Consider the following 18,605-nt stretch of genomic DNA (forward strand, 5'->3'; position numbering starts at 1 on the left):
CGCCAGCCCCTCCCCTGGCAGCGCGGCTCGAATGAGAACACCAATGGGCTGCTGCGCCAGTACTTCCCCAAGAGCACGGATTTGTCCGTCTACGGTCCCGAAGACCTCGAACTCGTCGCTCAGAAACTCAACGGCCGGCCACGTAAAACGCTCGGCTGGGAAACCCCAGCCGAGCGTTTACGTGCTTTACTACTAACCACCTAACCAACAGGTGTTGCAACGACCCCTAGAAACCGCCCGTGGAAAACGGGGCCCCAAGTGTTCGTTCGCGCTCGGGTCAGTTTTGGTTGAGTTCGTCCGAGATCGCCTGGGCCGCTTCGCGCAACAGCGGCACGGCGCGGTCGGCGAAGGACTGGTCCACGCGGGACACCGGGCCCGAGACGGAGATGGCCGTCGGCGTGGGCGCGTTGGGCACGGCCATCGCGAAGCAGCGGACGCCGAGCTCCTGCTCCTCCTCGTCGATGGAGTACCCGCGCTCACGGATCCGATCCAGGTCGGCCAGGAGCGAATCGATGTCGCCGATGCTCTTGGCCGTGGGTGTCGGCATGCCGGTCCGGCTCACGATCCCGCGGACCACTTCATCGTCCAGCTGCGCGAGGATGGCCTTGCCCACGCCGGTGTCGTGGGTGTGCGCGCGCCGCCCCACCTCGGTGAACATGCGCATGGAGTGCAGGGACGGAACCTGGGCCACGTAAATAACCATGTCCGAGTCCAGTACCGCCATGTTTGACGTCTCGCCGAGCCGGTCCACGAGCGACTTGAGCTGCGGGCGGGCCAGGGCGCCAAGCTGCTTGTTGGCTCCTTCGCCGAGCCGGATCAGCCGCGGGCCGAGGGCGTAGCGGCGGTTCGGCAGCTGGCGGATGTAGCCCAGCGTGACCAGCGTCCGGAGAAGCCGGTGGATCGTCGGCAGGGGCAGGTCAGTGGAGGAAGAGAGCTCACTGAGCGTCACATCTCCCCCGGCGTCGGTGATCAATTCCAAAAGTTCGAAGACGCGCTCAACAGACTGCACGCCTCCTGCGGCCTTTTCAGCCATTCCGTCGTCTCCTGCTGGGCTCGATTCCGACAACTCTTATCCGCATTGTGAAAAGAACTGCTTAGAAATCCCAAGATACAGCACGGCCGAGTCCTCGTCGATGTCCCCGCAGGGCTTGTGTTTCCATAAAGTAGATAATAATATCCATAATACGAAAACATTAGCGGCGTAAGCCAGCCCAATGCATGGGCGTACCAGGAGGACATTCAATGGCGAACCCCAGCCCCGGGAACTCGATCACCCTGCGCGTGGAAGCACCGTCCAGCTTCACGGCAACCAGCGAACTCGCAGCCGCCGTGGGCGCGGCCGGCGCGGCCATCACCGCCCTCGACGTCACCGAATCCCACCACGAGACCCTGGTTGTTGACGTCACCTGCAACACCACCGACGACGACCACGCCAACCGCGTCAAGGACGCCCTCAACGCGCTCGACGGCGTCACCGTCCGGAACGTCTCGGACCGCACCTTCCTCATGCACCTCGGCGGCAAGCTTGAGGTCGTCCCCAAAGTAGCCCTGCGCAACCGCGACGATCTCTCCCGCGCCTACACCCCCGGCGTCGCCCGCGTCTGCCTTGCCATCGCGGAGGACCCGTCAGCGGCCCGCAACCTCACGGTCAAGCGGAACACCATCGCCGTGGTCACCGACGGTTCGGCGGTGCTGGGCCTCGGCAACATCGGCCCGGCCGCCGCACTTCCAGTGATGGAAGGCAAGGCCGCCCTGTTCAAGCAGTTCGCCAACGTGGACGCGTGGCCGGTGTGCCTGGACACCCAGGACACCGAGGAGATCATCAAGATCGTCAAGGCGATCGCGCCCGTCTACGGCGGAGTGAACCTCGAAGACATCGCGGCCCCGCGCTGCTTCGAGATCGAGAACCGCCTGCGTGAAGAACTGGACATCCCGGTCTTCCATGACGACCAGCACGGCACGGCGATCGTCACGCTCGCCGCCCTCGTCAATGCCCTGCGCGTGGTGGGCAAGAAGCTCTCCGAGGTCCGGATCGTCGTCTCGGGCGTGGGCGCCGCCGGCTCCGCCATCATCCAGTTGCTCAAGGCCCAGGGCGCCCGGCACATCGTGGCTGCCGGCCGCTCCGGCGCCATCCACTCCGGCGAGCAGTACAACGACGAGCACCGCAGCTGGATTGCCGCCAACACCAACGAAGAGGGATTCTCCGGAACCCTGCACCAGGCGCTCAAAGATGCAGATGTTTTCATCGGCGTCAGCGCACCGCACGTGATCGGCGAGGAGCAGGTCGCTTCGATGGCCAAGGACGCGATCGTATTCGCCATGGCCAACCCCACACCGGAAATCGATCCTGCCATCGCGTCCAAGCACGCAGCAGTCGTGGCCACGGGACGCAGCGACTTCCCGAACCAGATCAACAACGTCCTGGCATTCCCGGGCTTCTTCCGCGGCCTGCTGGACGCGGGGGCATCGGACATCACCCCGGAGATGCTGGTGGCCGCCGCCGAGGCGATCGCCAACCGTGTTGCTGACGACGAGCTCAACGCCAGCTACATTATCCCCAGCGTCTTCGACCCCCACGTGGCCGCGGACGTCGCCGCGGCCGTGGCAAACGCAGCCCGCGCCGCAGCGGGTACTGGCATCGCAGCGGCAACAGCGGAAGACTCAACAGAAGCAGCAGCACCTGCTGCAGCAAACGCAGCAGCCTTCGCCAACGCCTGATTCGCAGCCCTGGAAAGGACCAACAATGGCTATCACAGTCACAGACCCCCGGCCGATCGAGCGCGCGGAGGAGATTCTCACCCCCAAGGCCCTGGCTTTCGTGGAGGAACTGCACAAGCGGTTCGCCGGTACCCGCTCTGAGCTCCTGAAGGCCCGGACCGCAAAGCGCGAGCATGTGGCCAGGACCGGCAGCCTTGACTTCCTGCCGGACACCCAGGACGTGCGCGACGGCGACTGGAAGGTTGCGCCGGCACCGGCGGCTTTGCAGGACCGCCGGGTTGAAATGACGGGGCCCGCCTCTCCTGCCAAGATGGCCATCAACGCGCTGAACTCCGGCGCCAAGGTGTGGCTCGCGGACCTCGAGGACGCCAGCACGCCCACCTGGGCCAACGTCATCGATGCCATCCTCAACCTGCGGGACGCCGCCACGGGGTCCCTGAGCTACACCTCCCCTGAGGGCAAGGAATACAGGCTGCGCACGGACGCCCCGCTCGCCGTCGTGGTGGCACGCCCCCGCGGCTGGCACATGGAGGAACGGCACCTCCTGCTCGACGGCGAACCCGCCGTGGGTGCCCTCGTGGACTTCGGCCTGCACTTCTTCCACGTCGCCAAGCAGCTGGTCCTCAACGGCCAGGGCCCCTATTACTACCTGCCGAAGATGGAGAGCCACCTCGAGGCGCGCCTGTGGAACGAGGTCTTTGTCTTCGCGCAGGACTACCTTGGCCTCAACCAGGGCACCATCCGCGCAACCGTGCTCATCGAAACCATCCCGGCTGCCTTTGAGATGGACGAGATCCTCTACGAACTCCGCGACCACGCCTCGGGCCTGAATGCGGGCCGCTGGGACTACCTTTTCAGCATCATCAAGTACTTCCGCGACGCCGGGGCCAGCTTCGTGCTGCCGGACCGCGCTACCGTGGCCATGACCGCGCCCTTCATGCGCGCCTACACGGAACTGCTGGTCAAGACCTGCCACCACCGGGGCGCCTTCGCCATGGGCGGGATGGCCGCGGTCATCCCCAACCGGCGCGAACCTGAAGTCACCGCCCAAGCCTTCGAGAAGGTCCGCGCGGACAAGACCCGCGAGGCGAACGACGGCTTCGACGGCTCCTGGGTGGCCCACCCTGATCTGGTCCCGGTCTGCCGGGAAGTGTTCGATTCGGTCCTCGGCGAGCGCCCCAACCAGCTGGACAAGCAGCGCCCGGAAGTCTCCGTGACCGCGGGCCAGCTGCTGGACATCGCTTCCGCGGACGGCCAGGTCACCGAGGCGGGCCTGCGCCTGAACCTCTACGTGGCCGTGGCCTACACCGCCGTGTGGATCTCGGGCAACGGAGCGGTGGCCATCCACAACCTCATGGAAGATGCCGCCACGGCGGAGATCTCCCGCTCGCAGGTGTGGCAGCAGATCCGCAACGAGGTGGTGCTCGCAGACACCGGCAACACCGTGACGCGCGAGCTTGTGACCAAGATCCTGGCCGAGGAGACAGAGAAGCTGCGCGGCGAGGTGGGCGAGGAGGCCTTCCAGCGCTACTACCAGCCCGCCAGCAGCCTGATCGCGGACATCTGCCTCTCCGAGGACTACACGGACTTCCTCACCACCCCGGCCTACGAACTGGTGGGCTGAGGCATGGCGGTACCGGAATCATCACTCAGCGCTGCGGATCTGGCCAGGATCGATTCGCAGCTGGCGGCCACCGACCGGCTGCTGGAGCAGAATTACCCCGGCGACGACGGCTCGCGCCAGCCCGTCCACACTGTCTATGTCCCGGCGGACCGGTTCACGCCGTCGCTCGCCGCCGACTGGGGCGCCCAGGCGCTGTCGACGGCGGCCGCCCATGGCGGACTCGCCCGGGTCGGAGCGCTGCTGGGCCAGGACAGCGAACTGGCTGACGCTGTTGCGTCCCGGGTGGAGGCCAAACTCGGCAGCGAACCTATCGAGGACCTCCGGCTCGACTTCGAGGACGGCTTCGGGGACCGGGGCGACGACGCCGAGGACGCCGCCGCCGTTGCCGCCGCTTCCGCCGTGGCCGCCGCTGTTGCGGCCGGCTCCGCGCCGCCGTTCATCGGAATCCGCTTCAAATGCTTTGAGGCGCCCACGCGTGCCCGCGGCCTGCGGACCCTCGACCTGTTTGTGTCCGGCCTGGCCTCCGCCGGCGAGCTTCCGGAGGGCCTGGTCCTCACCCTGCCCAAGGTCACCACGGTGGCCCAGGTGCAGGCCATGGACTTCGCTGTCTCCCGGCTTGAGGAAGTCCATTCGCTGCCGGCAGGCCGGCTGCGTTTTGAGGTGCAGGTGGAAACACCGCAGCTGATCCTTGGCCCCGAGGGCAACTCCCCCGTGGCACAGCTCCCCCATGCTGTTCCCGGCCGTATCAGCGGGCTGCACTACGGGACGTACGACTACTCGGCGTCGCTGCAGATCTCGGCCGAATACCAGTCCATGGAGCATCCCGTGGCGGACTTCGCCAAGGAAGTCATGCAGCTTGCCGTGGCAGGCACCGGCATCCGGCTCTCGGACGGCTCCACCAACATTATCCCCGTGGGCGACAACGTAGAAAACGCCTGGCAGCTCCACGGCCGGCTGGTCCGGCGTTCCCTCGAGCGCGGCTTCTACCAGGGCTGGGACCTGCACCCGGCGCAGCTGCCCAGCCGGTTCGCTGCGACGTACGCGTTCTACCGCCAGGGGCTGCCCGCCGCGGCGGCCCGGCTGCGCAATTACGTTGAACGCACCGAGGGCGGGGTGATGGACGAGCCTGCCACGGCCCGTGCACTCGCCGCTTTCGTGCTGCGCGGCGTCCAGTGCGGAGCGGTGGGCGCCGACGAGGTGCTGGCGCTTGCCGGCGTCGGAATCCCCCACCTGACCGGCCTTGCGCACCCGCGGCTGGCCCACACCACTTCGAAGTAAGGATCCAATGATGGGCAAGTACTACTACCCCCAGGGCGGCCTGCCGCCGCAGACCCACCTCACCACGGAACGGGCCATCGTCACGGAGGCCTACACGGTCATCCCCAAAGGCGTCATGACCGATATCGTGACCAGCAACCTGCCTGGTTTCTCCAACACACGGTCCTGGATCATTGCCCGCCCGATCTCCGGCTTTGCCACCACGTTCTCGCAGCTGATCGTCGAGATCGGCCCGGGCGGCGGTGCTCCCAAGGCCGAGTTCGAGGCAGGCGTTGAAGGCGTTGTCTTCGTGACCAAGGGCAAGGTCAACCTGACCCTCGACGGTGAACTGCACCAGCTTGAGGAGGGTGGCTACGCCTACCTGGCGGCCGGTTCCACCTGGGGACTGGAAAACGTCTCGGACGACATCGTTTCCTTCCACTGGATCCGCAAGGCCTACGAGAGGCTCGAGGGTTACGAGGCCAAGTCCTTCGTTACCAGTGACGCGGAAGTCGAAGCCGGCGCGATGCCCGATACCGACGGCGTCTGGAAGACCACGCGCTTCGCGGACCCCAACGACCTGGCGCATGACATGCACGTGAACATCGTGACGTTCCAGCCGGGCGGTGTGATCCCGTTCCCGGAAACCCACGTCATGGAACACGGCCTGTACGTCCTGGAGGGCAAGGCCATGTACCTGCTCAACAACGACTGGGTGGAAGTGGAGGCGGGCGACTTCATGTGGCTGCGCGCCTTCTGCCCGCAGGCCTGCTACGCAGGCGGCCCTGGCCAGTTCCGCTACCTGCTGTATAAGGACGTCAACCGCCAGATCCGCCTGACGTAACTTGTTCGGTCTTTAACGCCGACGCCGGGATCGCCGGAAGCCTGCCAGTTCGCCGCAGGCTCCCTGTGTGTCAGGCTGTTGTGTGACAGGTTCCCTGTTGCTGGAGCCGGTGCTCAGGGCGGGGGGAAGGTCCGTCATGGATTTCGTTATGCCTGTTCGTGTTTCGAACCGGAAGCACTTCACTACCGACCAGAAGCACGCGATTCTGGATGAGTACGACAAATGCCTTGAGTGGGGCTCTAAGGCCGCATTCATCAGGGCGGCGGGCATCACCGAGGGCACCATGAATCGTTGGTGCCGCGAGCGGGAGTCCGGGGAGCTGAGGTCCAGGTCCGACAACCTAGAGGAGGATCAGCGATTGAATGCGGGCGATAAGCAGTTGCTCAAACGGGTCTTGAAGGAAAACGAAGTCCTCAAGGCCAAGCTGGCGCGGTCCGAGGCTGCCGTGGATATTCTGGGAAAAGCTTCCGCGCTCTTGGACGCGATGGCCAAGAGCGCGGCGGCGACGGATCCGAAAGTGGAGGAGCCGGAGCCGGGCCGGCCGGAGTGGCTGACGCCAAAACCTGGAAAGACATCGCCCTGACCTTTGCCGGGAAACTGATCACAGCGGGCTGGTCCGCGGTGAAGGCCTGTGCCTTGGTGGGCGTGCACCGCACGGCCTGGTACCGGCGTCTGAGCCCGGCTACACCGGCGGGGCTCCTGGTGCCCCACGCCGACCGGGACTATCCGAACCGGATCACCGATGCCGAAGCCGACGCGTTCATGGAGCTGTTGAACTCCAGGGAATACGCCAACCTCTCCGTCACCCAGGCCTACTACCGGATGCTCGATGCGGGGCGCTGCTTCTTCTCCATCGCCGCCGCCCACCGCATCGTGGCCCGGAACGGGCAGAACGGTGACCGCCGCGAACAGCGCCCGGGAACCGGCCCCAAACGGGCCAAACCCGTTGTGCACGCGACCGCCCCGAACCAGCTTTGGAGCTGGGACATCACGATGCTCCACGGCCCGGGGAAACACACCTACCGGCTCTACGCGATCCTGGACGTGTTTTCCCGCAGAGTCGTCGGACACCGCGTCGAACACACCGAAACGGCCGCCCTCGCCGCCGCACTGATCAACGGCGCGGTCACCGACAACCGACAGCGCCCTGCCGTGCTCCACGCCGATAACGGCGCACCCATGCGGGCCGGCAGCATCCTCCAGCTTGCCCAGTCCCTGGGCATCACACTGTCCTACTCCCGCCCGCGGGTCTCCGACGATAACCCTTACTCGGAATCCCTGTTCAAGACAGTGAAATACGACCTGGACTTTCCCCGCCGATTCCAGGACCTCCAGCACGCCCGCGACCACATGGCGGCATTCTTCGCGGATTACAACGCCAACCACCGCCACAGCGGCCTGAACTACTACACACCCGACACCGTCCACGAAGGACGAGTCGACCAGGCACGCCGACGCCGCCAGGCAACCCTCAACGCCTGCCACGCCCGGCATCCTCACCGCTACCGCAACAAACCCACCGCACCAGCCGCCCCGGCCCACGCCGGCATCAACTACAAAACCAACCAGCTGTCACAAACAGCTTGATTCATTCCGGGCTCCCGGCGAACTCGCGCGTTTCCGGCGAATTAGGTGCGGCGCTTGCGGGGGCTTGGCGCGTATCCTGATGGCATGGCAGGGCCTTGGCTTCGCGCCCGGTTGCGGCGGTTCGCCGCGCCGGCGGCCGCAGCCTTGCTGGTCGCCACAGTTGGCGGCTGCACCCCGGCACCCAAGCCGCCCGACCAGCAGACACCGCCAAGCTGGGTATTCGCTGACCTGCTCGATTTCAGCCAGACCATGCGGGAAGAAGGGGCTCCGGCCGTTCTTATCCAGGCCAGGAACAACGGCGCGGAGTGGACTCACGCGGAGGGAGTCCGGACCCTCGGCGGCGGGCAGCAGGTGCAACTCAACGATCCGATCCACATGGGCGGGCTCACGACGTCCATGATCGCTGTCTCCGTGCTGAAGCTCGCGGAGGAAGGCCGGATCGCCCTCGACGGCCAGGTGGACGACTATTTCCCCGGGTTCAGCCGCATTCTGAAGCCGCCGGAGCCCATTACCGTGCGCAGACTTCTCAACCAGGAATCGGGCATTCCGGACTACGGGGACGTCCTGTGGACGTCCGGCCCGCTCCGGCAGGTATTCAACTCACCTTTGACCCTGCGAGAGCGTTTGGCCCTCGCCGCCCGCCTTCCGTGGAAGTACAAACTCGCCCAGCCCTTCGAGCCTTCCGGCTCGAACTTGGTCGCACTCGCTTTGATCATTGAACGGCTCCGGGGTCGTCCCTTCGCCGAGGTCCTGCGGTCAGACATCATCGAACCGCTCGGGCTCACGGAGACCTTCATGACCGCCGAAGGGCGTCCGAAAGACGAACTGCTGCACGGCTACATCACTGTTGAGGACAAACAGTTCGACGTCGCCTATCCCAGGGTGTATATCGATGCTCCTGGCGGCATGGTTTCCACCGTCCGGGACGCCAATACCTATTACTCGGCGCTGCTTCAGGGGAAGCTGCTGAAGCAGTCCACCCTTTCGCAGATGAAGGAAGCGGTTTACTCCAACTTCAAACTCGGCCTGGCACGCTGGAACGACACCTGCACCAACGACTTCTACTACGGCAACATCGGTGACGTGCAGGGCTACGGGATGGTCTCGATGACCAGCGCCGACGGAAAGCGGCAGGTCACCATGGCGATGACCTATCCGCCGTCGCCGTTCGTGGCCTTCCTCCACCCGCTGGTGCCCGAGATGGTTGATCTGGCTGAGCAACTGCTGAACCAATGGTGTTGACCCCGCCAAGCCAAGAGCACCCCTTGCGTCGCGAACAGCCGCGCGGAAGCATGAAGGCATGCTGACGATCGGTACGACTGTCCTCGGGGTCAATGACGTCGCCCGCGCCACAGCCTTCTGGTGTGATGCTCTGGGCTATGTGCCGCGGGACGACGGCGACGAAACCTGGGTGGTGCTGGTCCCGCGGACAGGCGAGGGAGCCCGCCTTGCCCTCATGATCAGCGAGACGCCCGTGCAACCGCACCCGCGTATGCACCTGGATCTCTACGCCGACGACCAGGCGGGGGAGGTGGAGCGGCTCGTGGAACTCGGCGCCTCGCAGGTGGACTGGGACCTGTACCCGGAGGACCCCGACTTCATCGTCCTGGAAGACCCGGACGGAAACCGCTTCTGCGTCGTGGACGCCGGAGCCTGAGGCCCGATAGCTTCGCACGTCAAGCAACGGCTGGCGGGAGAAGCTGTCTCCCGCCAGCCGCTTTCCGGCCCTCGCTGCTGAAGGCCGGGTAACCGTTGCCCTCTAGGGCTGGAGGACCACCTTGATGCAGCCGTCCTCTTTCTTCTGGAACTTTTCATAAAGCGCCGGCGCCTCGGCCAGCCCCGCGCGGTGGGTGACCAGATCCGTGACACCCAGCGGATCGGCGTCGTCCTCCACCAGCGGAAGCAGCTCATCCGTCCAGCGGCGGACGTTGCACTGGCCCATCCGGAGCTGGATCTGCTTGTCGAACATGGTCAGCAGCGGCATGGGGCTGGCAGTTCCGCCGTAGACGCCGCTCAGGGAGAGCGTCCCGCCCCGGCGGACCGAATCAATGGCCGTGTGCAGGACCGCGAGGCGGTCCACGCCGGCGGTTTCCATGGCCTTTTGTGCCACTTTGTCCGGCAGGAGCGCGAGCGCGTGGTGGGCGAACGCGGCGACTGGCGAGCCGTGGGCTTCCATGCCGACCGCGTCCACAATCCCATCGGGTCCGCGGCCGCCGGTCATTTCCCGCAGTTCATCAGCCACGCCCTTGGAATAGTCCAGGACCTCGACGCCGTGCCGCGCCGCCATCTCGCGCCGCTCCGGGACGGGGTCCACTCCGACCACCCTCAGTCCCAGGTGCGTGCCGATCCGCGAGGCGAACTGCCCCACGGGTCCGAGCCCGAACACCGCGAGGGTGCCGCCGTCCTGGACGTCCGCATACTTCACACCCTGCCAGGCCGTGGGAAGGATGTCAGAAAGGAACAGGTAGCGGTCATCCGGGAGTTCCTGGCCCACCTTAACCGGGCCATAGTCGGCGTACGGTACGCGCAGGAACTCGGCCTGGCCGCCCGGGACCGACCCATAGAGTTCGGAAAAGCCAAACAGTGCGGCCCCGGAACGCTTCTCCCTGACTTGGGTGGTCTCACACTGCGACTGGAGCCCCTGGCTGCACATGTAGCAGTGCCCGCAGGAGATGTTGAACGGAATCACCACCCGGTCGCCCTTGGCGAGGTTAGTGACGGCGCTCCCCACCTCCTCCACGATTCCCATGGGCTCGTGGCCCAGCACGTCCCCCTTGTGCATATAGGGTCCCAGTACCTCATAGAGGTGGAGGTCCGAGCCGCAGATCGCGGTGGAAGTGATCCTGATGATGGCGTCCGTAGGCTCCTGGATCACGGGGTCCGGAACTTCTTCCACACTCACTGAGCGCTTGCCTTGCCAGGTCAGTGCCTTCATGGCGTTCCTTCCTTAAGCTGAAGATGGGCTTTTTCGACCGTATCGCCGATCCGTCGCGATGGGAAGATCAGTATGCTTATCAACTTCCGGCCCGGCCCTGTTGTAAAAGTAAGCCAGCTTGCTTTTTCGCTTGTTTCGGCCAGCGAAGGCTCCTAGCGTAGGAACTGTCGCTGCCCCCCCAAGGAAAGGCATCATCATGACGCTGTACCAGCCCGAACCCGTGGAGATTTCCACCCGGATACGTCCGGGCGAATGGACGGAGGCCAGCCTTGAGGAGCTGGTCACCACCTACCGGGCAAAGATTCTGGCCATGGGGGCGGCTGTTGCGGAGGTGGTCACCGAAGTGGTCAGGAACGACGACGGTTCAGTTGCGGTTTCGGTGGCGTGGAACAGGGGCGACTACGCTGACGAACCGGGGGCCGGCGACCCTGCGGCCACCGAGTCCACAACCGGCCCGGCCACCTTGTAGGTCCGGTAGCCCGCGCGCAGGCTGGCTCGTTAACCGGCGAGGAGCCTCCCGATCGCACTGTCACTGAGGTGGTCCAGCAGTTCCCGGGGACCCGAGTACACGTCGACGGCGCCCGCCTCTCGCAACTCGGCCTCACTGGTCCCGCCGGAGGTCAGGCCGATGGTGGGCATGCCAAGCCTGGCCGCCGCATAGACGTCCCAGACGGCGTCCCCGACGTAGACGGCGTTGTCCGCCTCCAGCCCTACGGCGCGCAGTGCGGCGATGAGGATGTCCGGCTCGGGCTTGCTCTCCTCGGCATCGTTGGCGCTCGTTGCCGCATGAATGAAGGCATCGGCGGACAGGCTGGAGCGGAGGGCCTTGAGGTCCTGATCCTTGGCCGAGGACGCCAGCGCCACAGCCAGGCCGCTCTCGCAGCACTGGGCGAGGAGTTCCCGGGCTCCATCGAAGGGGCGCAGGGACGGCCAGTAAGTGCCGAAAATCCCGGAGTGGGCCGAAAGAATTTCTTCGTCCCCGGCCTTGTCACGCCCTTCCGGCAGCAGGTGGTCCACCAGCCGGGCACCGCCCATCCCCACGCAACGGTGGATCTGCGCCATGGGCACGTCGAAGTCCGACTGGCGGAACGCCTGCCACCAGGCGAGCGTGTGTATGTAGGCAGAGTCGATCAGGGTCCCGTCAACATCAAACAGGACTGCTTTGCGGCGCGGGCCGGCGGCGCTGCCGGCCGGCGTCCCGGGACCAAATATTCCAGCCATTCCACCGCTCCTTCTCCATAATTCACCAAGTCATTAGTAAGTATACTTATTGACGTCCGGCTGGCTGAGCGAAGCGGGGAATGGACGGCACCTATGAAGCCGTTCCCGCCCTCGATGGCAGGGGCTTATCACTTCGCCGCGTCCGTTGCTGATGAAGTTCCAAGGCGCTCGTCACGAGGGCGAAGTGGCTGAATGCCTGCGGCGTGTTTCCCAGGTGCCGCGCACTCTGGACACCCCACTCCTCGCTCAGGAGACCGACGTCGTTCCGCAGCGCAAGGAGGCGCTCAAACAGTTCGGTGGCCTGCCGGCGCCTGCCGGCGCCGAGCAGCGCCTCCACCATCCAGAAGGAGCAGGCAAGAAAGACACCCTCCTCCCCCGGCAGGCCGTCGTCGCTGTCCTGGGGCCGGTACCTCAGCACAAATCCGTCCTCGGTCAGCTCCCGCTGGATGGCGTCGATGGTGCCTATGACGCGGGGATCATCCGGCGGCAGGAACCCTACGCGCGGGATGAGCAGCAGGCTGGCATCCAGTTCCGGGCGGCCGTAGGACTGGGTGAAGGTGTTCCGCTCCGGGTCGTACCCGTGGGCCATGACATCGTCGCGGATGGTCTCCCGCAGCTCCTCCCAGCGGTCGGCAGGCCCGGGGAGCCCGGAGTCCCTGACGCCCTTGACCATCCTGTCCGCCGCAACCCAGGCCATCACCTTCGAGTGCGTGAAATGGCGCTTGGGCCCTCGCATTTCCCACAGCCCGTTGTCCGGCTGGTCCCACGCGCCTTCCAGATACTCCATGAGCGCCACCTGCACGTCCCAGGCCTCGTCCGTGTGCTTGAGCAGCGAGTTCCGGGTGAGTGAGAGACAGTCCAGCACTTCGCCCCAGACGTCCAGCTGCAGCTGGCCCGCTGCACCGTTGCCCACTCTCACCGGCGACGAGTTCTCGTAGCCGGCCAGCCACGGGAGCTCCATCTCGGGCAGCCGGCGTTCCCCGTGGATCCCGTACATGATCTGCAGGTCCGCCGGATCCCCGGCCACGGCGCGCAGCAGCCAGTCCCGCCAGGCGGCGGCCTCGGCGGTGTAGCCCGCGGCCAGCAGTGCCTGCAGTGTCAGGGTGGCATCGCGGAGCCAGCAAAACCGGTAATCCCAGTTCCGCGGACCCCCCAGCTGTTCCGGCAGTGACGTGGTCACAGCAGCCACGATGCCACCGGTCGGCGCGTAGGTGAGGGCCTTGAGGGTAATCAGCGAACGCTCCACCGCATCCTTGTAGGGACCTGTCACCTTGCACTGCCCGGCCCATTCGCGCCAGAACTTTTCGGTGGATTCCAGCACTTTCTCCGCGTCCACCGATCGCGGCCTGTGGACATGGCTGGGCGCCCAGGTCAGCACGAAGGGCACCCGCTCGCCGGCTTTCACGGTGAAGTCGCTGACGGTGTGCATGTGTTCGCCCCGAAGCGGCGCGGTGGTCACCAGGTAGGCCGAATCCGGCCCGGCGATAGCATGCAGGCCGTGGCTGTCCCGCCGGACCCAGGGCATGATGTGGCCGTAGTCGAAGCGCAGGGCAAGCTCGCCCTTCATCCTGACATGGCCGTGGAGCCCCACCACGATCCTGACGATGTCCGCCACCTCGTCGCGCGGAGGCATGAAGTCGATGACCCGGACGGCGCCATCCTCTGTTTCCCATTCGGTTTCCAGGATCAGTGTGTGGCGGCGGTAGCGTCGCCGGGTGCATTCCCCTGCGCCTGCCGGAGCGATCCGCCAGCGTCCGGACTCGGGGGTATCCAGCAGCGCATTGAAGCACGCCGGCGAATCGAAGCGCGGCAGGCAAAGCCAGTCGATGGAACCTTCAGTGCTGACCAGCGCCGCGGTGTGCAGATCGCCCACAACCGCATAATCCTCGATGCGTACCATGCCCTTACAGTGCCACAGCTGACACGTCCGCACGAGGGCACGCCGGGTGTAGCCTGAGGTTAGCTGAAGCAGCACCCCCGGAACCTGACCTTCGAACCTTTCGTGACGGCCCCGCCGAACGACAGAGCAGAACTGGAGCCTTCTTTGGACAGTCGCCTGAATGAGACCGATGTGGTGGGCTACGTCCAGGATCTCCTGCTGGACACCCAGGACGTCGGAAATTTCCTGAACGAGCTGGCCCGTTACTCCTCCGAGCAACTGTCAGGACCGCGCGGCCATGTGCACTGCGGAATTACGCTTCTGCGGAACCGCACAGCGGGCACTGTGGCCAGCAGCAGTGAGCGGGCCCAGGCGGTCGACGAGATCCAGTACCAGTTCGGCGACGGACCCTGCCTTCGCTCGTGCCGGGAAGGCGTCCTGGTCCATGTTCCGGATTTCAAGCTGGATACGGAATTCCCTGAATACAACGAGACCATCCTCCGGAACGGCATGCGCTCCGTTCTGGCGGTGCCGTTTGACCTGCCCGGAGATAATGCCCGCGCAGGTCTCAACCTCTACTCCGATAAGCCGAACGCTTTCGATGCCGCCGCGATCGAGCACGCAGTCACCTACGTCCGCCAGGCATCGAAGGGACTCCAGCTCTCCATCCTGCTGGCAAAGCACAGCGACACCGCCTCGAACCTGAAGGCGGCGATGGAGTCGCGGACCATCATCGACACCGCGGTGGGCATCATCATCGCGCAGAACCGCTGCAGCCAGGAGGAGGCCATCAAGCTGATTAAGTCCGCCTCCAGCAACCGCAACTTGAAACTCCGCGATGTGGCCGCCGCGATCGTGGAGTCCGCCGGCGGCGGAAGCCTGACCACGCACTTCGATTGATTACCTCCGACCAGCCTCAGCGGATAGTCTCCTGACATGCTGAAACGGTCATTTAGCTCTACCCTGCCCCCTGTTTCCGCGCGTGGCTTCGGTGCCGGCCACATCGGCTACGGCGTCGACGGAGTAGACGAATGACAGTGCACATCGGCACCTCGGGCTGGAGCTATGACCACTGGGAAAACGTGCTTTACCCGCCGGGACTCCCCGCCCGTGACAGGCTGCAGCACTACGTGGCGTGCTTCGGCACCGTGGAACTGAACGCCAGCTTCTACCGCTGGCCGAGGGACACGTCCTTCGCCAGCTGGCGGCGGCGGCTGCCCGACGGGTTCGCGTTGTCCGTCAAGGCCCCGCGCGGCCTGACCCACGGCAAGAAGCTCTACAGCCCGGAGGTCTGGATCGAGCGGATTGCCCGATCCTGGCACGAGCTCGGTGAGAAGCGCGCCGTGCTGCTGGTCCAGCTGCCGCCCGGCCTGGCGCGTGACGACGCCCGGTTGGACTACTTTCTGGGCGCCCTGCCGGACTGGATCCGGGTGTCCGTGGAGTTCCGGCATCCGAGCTGGGACCACCCGGATGTCTACGCCCTGCTGGAGCGGCACAACGCGGCCTACTGCGTCATGAGCGGAGCCAATCTGCCATGCATCTTGAGGGCCACCGCACCCTTCGTCTATGTCAGGCTGCACGGGCCGGACCACCAGCACCTGTACGGCGGCTCGTACTCGGAGGAGGAGTTGCGCTGGTGGGCGGAGAGGATCCGGGAGTGGCGCGGCGCGGGCAAGGACGTTTACGCCTATTTCAACAACGACGGCGGCGGCAACGCGGTGCGGAACGCTGACACTCTGCGGTGGCTGCTGAGGGACGGTTAACGGCGTTAGGGCGGCGCGCGCCGTGCCGGCGGCAGGTAACAGAGCCCGGTAACCGGCCCGGCGGCCCCGGCCTGTGGCAGAGTGAAGGAATGGACACGGCGTCACAGGAAAGTTCTTTGTCAGGCACACACGTCTTCCGCCTGGCCCACCGGCTCTCGGCCGCAATCAACACCGCGCGGCTAAAACTCGCCCGCCGGTGGAAGTTCGAACCCAAAACCATCGCCTATCAGGGATACGGTTCCACGGACTGGGTGCGGGTGCTCGGCCGGGTGGTGCTGGCCAGCAAGCCCGTGCCCGGAAGCCGGGCCGAGCACGCCGCCAGGAACGGAACGCAGAACGTCCGGGGCTGGCGCGCCTTCACCAGCGTTCCCATTCCGGGCTCGGAGGTGGAAATTGAAGTGGGCGGCACTGTCACGAAGGTCAGAGCCGACAGGGGCGGACTCATCGACATTGATGTCAAGGTTTCCCTCTCCCCCGGCTGGCACACGGCCGTGTTGCGGTCCGAGGGCACTGAGCCCGCCGACGCCAGTATTTTCGTCATTGGTCCGGAGACGAAGTTCGGCATCGTCTCCGACATCGATGACACCGTCATGGTCACGGCGCTGCCCAGGCCGTTCCTTGCCCTGTGGAACACGTTCGTTCTAAGCGAGCGGGCCCGGATGGCAACGCCGGGAATGGCTGTGTTGCTGGACCGGCTGACGGTAGAGCATCCTGACGCCCCCGTCATCTACCTGTCCACGGGCCCCTGGAACGCGGCACCCACCCTTGCCCGGTTCCTCACGCGCAACATGTACCCCTCCGGCGCGCTGGTACTCACGGACTGGGGACTCACCCAGGACCGCTGGTTCCGCAGCGGACAGGACCATAAGCGCCAAAACCTGGAGCGCCTGGCGGCCGAATTCCCGCACATGCGGTGGCTGCTCATCGGCGACAACGGCCAGCACGATGAGCAGATCTATTCAGCGTTCACCCACGACCATGCCGACAAAGTGGCCGCGATCGCCATCCGGCAGCTGTCTGTCAGCGAATCAGTCTTCGCGGGCGGTCATTCGGAAGACGGAGACCACAGCGCCTCCTCGGTGACGTGGATCTACTCGCCCGACGGCGCGGGCATTGCCCGCCAGCTCAGGGACCTTGAACTGATCTGAGCTGAGTTGATCCGGACCGCCCCTGTACCTGGCGGTCACAGCCCCAGCGGCTGCGCACCGCCGTCGGACCTTCCGGGCTCCGCACCCGCCGCCAGCTCCGGCTCCGAGGAGGCGGCGGCGGCGACGGCGGCCCCCGCCGACGCTACGAGGTTCCGCTCTTCGAGGAGCTCCTGGAGCCAGAAGTAGGATGCCTTGGGCGTCCGCTCCATCGTCTCGAAGTCCACGTGCACCAGCCCGAATGGCTGGTTGTAGCCGCCCGACCACTCGAAATTGTCCATCAGGGACCACACGTAGTAGCCGCGAAGATCGACGGACTCGGCCTCGCCGCCGGGCGCCGTAGCGCGGAGCGCGGTGCCAATGTGGTCCGACAGGTACCGAAGACGGCGCTCGTCCGGGATGAAGCTGCGGTTGGCGGCTTTGTCCGTGACGATGATGTCCTCGAAGCTCGCTCCGCCTTCGGTGATGATGACTGGCGGGAGGTTCGGGTACCGCTCGGCCATTTCCTTGAGTGCCACGGTCAAGTACTCCGGTTTGACCGGCCATCCGTAGGCGGTGGTCTCGGTGTCCGGCCAGGGCTCAATGTGCAGCGGTCCGCCTGGGGTGGCGGCGCTGAGATCGTCCCCCATGGCCTCGGCCATGGCCGCGGGCACCGGGCTGTCGCCCGCTCCTGCCGCCACCCGCGTGGGCATGTAGTAGTTGAGCCCGTAGAAATCCATCGGCTGCGAAATGATGTCCATGTCCTCGTCCGGATGCTCGAACGACGAGAAGAACTTCCCGATGCGGACGAGGTCGGGGTATTTTCCGGTGAGGACCGGGTCCGCGTACAGGCGGTTCTGGGCCACATCCATGGCCCCTGCGCTCAGCCAGTCCAGCGGGTTGCCGGAATTCGGCACCATCGGCGAGTACACGTTGGTCATGCCGATTTCCCCGGCCACGTTGGCGGCCCGCAACGCCTGGAGCGCGAGCCCATGCCCCAACAGCTGGTGATGGACGCTGGGCAGCCCGTTCGCAAAATCCGCCAGGCCCGGCGAGTGCAGACCCAGAGCATAGCCGTTAGTGGTCACCGTGGCGGGCTCATTGATTGTCACCCAACGGGCTACGCGGTCCCCGTAGGCTGCCCCCGCGATGGCCGCGAACTCGCCCAGCCGGTAGGCGGTATCCCTGTTGAGCCATCCGCCGGCCTCGTCCAGCGGCAGCGGCGTGTCCCAGTGATAGAGCGTCATCATCGGGGAGATCCCGTTGGCCAGGAGCTCGTCCAGCAGGCGGTCGTAGAAATCCAGGCCGGCACGGTTCACCGGCCCGCTGCCGCCGGGCTGGATCCGGGGCCATGAGATCGAGAACCGGTACGAATCGATGCCCAGTTCCCTCATCAGCGCCACATCCTGCGGCATGCGGTGGTAATGGTCGCAGGCCAATGCGGGGTGGTGGCCGTCCACTATGTTGCCTGCCTTTGCCGCGAAGACGTCCCAGCCCGCCGGTCCGCGGCCATCCTCATCAAGGGCGCCCTCGATCTGGAACGCGGCTGTGGCTACCCCCAGGGTGAAACCCGGCGGGATCATGGCGGCCAACTCTTTGGCGGAAGTGTGCATGGCAGGGGACCTTTATGTTGTTGTCTCGAAGGGGCAGAAG

The 18,605-nt window shown here is 65.6% G+C and carries 18 protein-coding genes; 13 read left to right on the forward strand and 5 right to left on the reverse strand.

Annotated features, from left to right (window positions below):
* The coding region (locus tag AC1D14_RS21095) for a transposase (protein WP_476969133.1) at positions 1 to 204 on the forward strand (204 nt) is incomplete at its 5' end.
* Between the two features lie 73 nt (positions 205 to 277).
* Here the strand turns inward: AC1D14_RS21095 and AC1D14_RS21100 are convergent.
* On the reverse strand, positions 278 to 1,033 hold the full coding sequence (locus AC1D14_RS21100; RefSeq protein WP_230121477.1) for an IclR family transcriptional regulator: 756 nt from the start codon (positions 1,031 to 1,033) through the stop codon (positions 278 to 280).
* Between the two features lie 209 nt (positions 1,034 to 1,242).
* Here AC1D14_RS21100 and AC1D14_RS21105 point away from each other — a divergent pair, with 209 nt between their 5' ends.
* The 8 genes from AC1D14_RS21105 (at position 1,243) to AC1D14_RS21140 (ending at position 9,687) form a co-directional block, all read left to right on the forward strand.
* Positions 1,243 to 2,718, forward strand: coding sequence for an NAD-dependent malic enzyme (locus AC1D14_RS21105; RefSeq protein ID WP_476882517.1), 1,476 nt, complete (start codon positions 1,243 to 1,245; stop codon positions 2,716 to 2,718).
* A 25-nt stretch (positions 2,719 to 2,743) separates the two neighbouring features.
* Positions 2,744 to 4,342 carry a malate synthase A gene (gene aceB, locus AC1D14_RS21110; protein ID WP_476969134.1) on the forward strand — a complete coding sequence of 533 codons (1,599 nt, stop codon included), beginning with the start codon at positions 2,744 to 2,746 and terminating at the stop codon, positions 4,340 to 4,342.
* Between the two features lie 3 nt (positions 4,343 to 4,345).
* Complete coding sequence (locus tag AC1D14_RS21115; protein WP_230121474.1) at positions 4,346 to 5,620, forward strand: DUF6986 family protein; 1,275 nt, start codon at positions 4,346 to 4,348, stop codon at positions 5,618 to 5,620.
* Positions 5,621 to 5,630: 10 nt separating this feature from the next.
* Positions 5,631 to 6,443 (forward strand): bifunctional allantoicase/(S)-ureidoglycine aminohydrolase, encoded by an 813-nt coding sequence (locus tag AC1D14_RS21120; RefSeq protein WP_476882515.1) that lies wholly within the window; start codon positions 5,631 to 5,633, stop codon positions 6,441 to 6,443.
* 82 nt (positions 6,444 to 6,525) lie between these two features.
* Positions 6,526 to 7,026 carry a transposase gene (locus tag AC1D14_RS21125; protein WP_476969135.1) on the forward strand — a complete coding sequence of 167 codons (501 nt, stop codon included), beginning with the start codon at positions 6,526 to 6,528 and terminating at the stop codon, positions 7,024 to 7,026.
* The gene (locus tag AC1D14_RS21130; RefSeq protein WP_476969136.1) at positions 6,990 to 8,030 is read left to right on the forward strand and encodes an IS3 family transposase; all 1,041 of its coding nucleotides are present in this window, start codon (positions 6,990 to 6,992) and stop codon (positions 8,028 to 8,030) included. Before AC1D14_RS21125 ends, AC1D14_RS21130 begins: the two co-directional genes overlap by 37 nt.
* 84 nt (positions 8,031 to 8,114) lie before the next feature.
* Positions 8,115 to 9,272 carry a serine hydrolase domain-containing protein gene (locus AC1D14_RS21135; protein WP_230120901.1) on the forward strand — a complete coding sequence of 386 codons (1,158 nt, stop codon included), beginning with the start codon at positions 8,115 to 8,117 and terminating at the stop codon, positions 9,270 to 9,272.
* A 58-nt stretch (positions 9,273 to 9,330) separates the two neighbouring features.
* Positions 9,331 to 9,687, forward strand: coding sequence for a VOC family protein (locus AC1D14_RS21140; protein ID WP_230120903.1), 357 nt, complete (start codon positions 9,331 to 9,333; stop codon positions 9,685 to 9,687).
* 102 nt (positions 9,688 to 9,789) lie between these two features.
* Here AC1D14_RS21140 and AC1D14_RS21145 read toward each other — a convergent pair whose 3' ends face one another.
* Positions 9,790 to 10,965, reverse strand: a complete 1,176-nt coding sequence (locus AC1D14_RS21145) for a zinc-dependent alcohol dehydrogenase (protein ID WP_230120905.1) — start codon at positions 10,963 to 10,965, stop codon at positions 9,790 to 9,792.
* A gap of 196 nt (positions 10,966 to 11,161) precedes the next feature.
* Here AC1D14_RS21145 and AC1D14_RS21150 point away from each other — a divergent pair, with 196 nt between their 5' ends.
* Positions 11,162 to 11,434, forward strand: coding sequence for a hypothetical protein (locus tag AC1D14_RS21150; RefSeq protein ID WP_230120907.1), 273 nt, complete (start codon positions 11,162 to 11,164; stop codon positions 11,432 to 11,434).
* A 29-nt stretch (positions 11,435 to 11,463) separates the two neighbouring features.
* On the opposite strand, the gene AC1D14_RS21155 is transcribed toward AC1D14_RS21150, so the two are convergent.
* Positions 11,464 to 12,186, reverse strand: coding sequence for an HAD family hydrolase (locus tag AC1D14_RS21155; protein WP_476877321.1), 723 nt, complete (start codon positions 12,184 to 12,186; stop codon positions 11,464 to 11,466).
* A gap of 91 nt (positions 12,187 to 12,277) precedes the next feature.
* A complete protein-coding gene (locus tag AC1D14_RS21160; protein ID WP_476882468.1) occupies positions 12,278 to 14,086 on the reverse strand; it encodes a glycoside hydrolase family 15 protein in 1,809 nt (602 codons plus the stop codon).
* Between the two features lie 144 nt (positions 14,087 to 14,230).
* Here AC1D14_RS21160 and AC1D14_RS21165 point away from each other — a divergent pair, with 144 nt between their 5' ends.
* The 3 genes from AC1D14_RS21165 to AC1D14_RS21175 all read left to right on the forward strand — a co-directional run bounded on the left by AC1D14_RS21165 (position 14,231) and on the right by AC1D14_RS21175 (position 16,976).
* On the forward strand, positions 14,231 to 14,965 hold the full coding sequence (locus AC1D14_RS21165; protein WP_230120912.1) for a GAF and ANTAR domain-containing protein: 735 nt from the start codon (positions 14,231 to 14,233) through the stop codon (positions 14,963 to 14,965).
* Between the two features lie 131 nt (positions 14,966 to 15,096).
* Positions 15,097 to 15,828, forward strand: a complete 732-nt coding sequence (locus AC1D14_RS21170) for a DUF72 domain-containing protein (RefSeq protein ID WP_230120914.1) — start codon at positions 15,097 to 15,099, stop codon at positions 15,826 to 15,828.
* Positions 15,829 to 15,917: 89 nt separating this feature from the next.
* Positions 15,918 to 16,976 carry an App1 family protein gene (locus AC1D14_RS21175; protein ID WP_476877320.1) on the forward strand — a complete coding sequence of 353 codons (1,059 nt, stop codon included), beginning with the start codon at positions 15,918 to 15,920 and terminating at the stop codon, positions 16,974 to 16,976.
* Positions 16,977 to 17,011: 35 nt separating this feature from the next.
* Here AC1D14_RS21175 and AC1D14_RS21180 read toward each other — a convergent pair whose 3' ends face one another.
* A complete protein-coding gene (locus AC1D14_RS21180) occupies positions 17,012 to 18,565 on the reverse strand; it encodes a glycoside hydrolase family 1 protein (RefSeq protein ID WP_230120917.1) in 1,554 nt (517 codons plus the stop codon).
* Positions 18,566 to 18,605: the final 40 nt, after the last annotated feature.

It is taken from the genome of Arthrobacter sp. P1_B11 (assembly GCF_056406715.1).

Excerpts from the sequence above, each read along its gene's own strand:
- AC1D14_RS21100 (WP_230121477.1), bottom strand. The coding sequence starts at position 1,033 with ATGGCTGAAAAGGCCGCAGGAGGCGTGCAGTCTGTTGAGCGCGTCTTC.
- AC1D14_RS21105 (WP_476882517.1), top strand. The coding sequence starts at position 1,243 with ATGGCGAACCCCAGCCCCGGGAACTCGATCACCCTGCGCGTGGAAGCA.
- aceB (WP_476969134.1), top strand. The coding sequence starts at position 2,744 with ATGGCTATCACAGTCACAGACCCCCGGCCGATCGAGCGCGCGGAGGAG.
- AC1D14_RS21115 (WP_230121474.1), top strand. The coding sequence starts at position 4,346 with ATGGCGGTACCGGAATCATCACTCAGCGCTGCGGATCTGGCCAGGATC.
- AC1D14_RS21120 (WP_476882515.1), top strand. The coding sequence starts at position 5,631 with ATGGGCAAGTACTACTACCCCCAGGGCGGCCTGCCGCCGCAGACCCAC.
- AC1D14_RS21135 (WP_230120901.1), top strand. The coding sequence starts at position 8,115 with ATGGCAGGGCCTTGGCTTCGCGCCCGGTTGCGGCGGTTCGCCGCGCCG.
- AC1D14_RS21140 (WP_230120903.1), top strand. The coding sequence starts at position 9,331 with ATGCTGACGATCGGTACGACTGTCCTCGGGGTCAATGACGTCGCCCGC.
- AC1D14_RS21145 (WP_230120905.1), bottom strand. The coding sequence starts at position 10,965 with ATGAAGGCACTGACCTGGCAAGGCAAGCGCTCAGTGAGTGTGGAAGAA.
- AC1D14_RS21150 (WP_230120907.1), top strand. The coding sequence starts at position 11,162 with ATGACGCTGTACCAGCCCGAACCCGTGGAGATTTCCACCCGGATACGT.
- AC1D14_RS21155 (WP_476877321.1), bottom strand. The coding sequence starts at position 12,186 with ATGGCTGGAATATTTGGTCCCGGGACGCCGGCCGGCAGCGCCGCCGGC.
- AC1D14_RS21160 (WP_476882468.1), bottom strand. The coding sequence starts at position 14,086 with ATGGTACGCATCGAGGATTATGCGGTTGTGGGCGATCTGCACACCGCG.
- AC1D14_RS21170 (WP_230120914.1), top strand. The coding sequence starts at position 15,097 with ATGACAGTGCACATCGGCACCTCGGGCTGGAGCTATGACCACTGGGAA.
- AC1D14_RS21175 (WP_476877320.1), top strand. The coding sequence starts at position 15,918 with ATGGACACGGCGTCACAGGAAAGTTCTTTGTCAGGCACACACGTCTTC.
- AC1D14_RS21180 (WP_230120917.1), bottom strand. The coding sequence starts at position 18,565 with ATGCACACTTCCGCCAAAGAGTTGGCCGCCATGATCCCGCCGGGTTTC.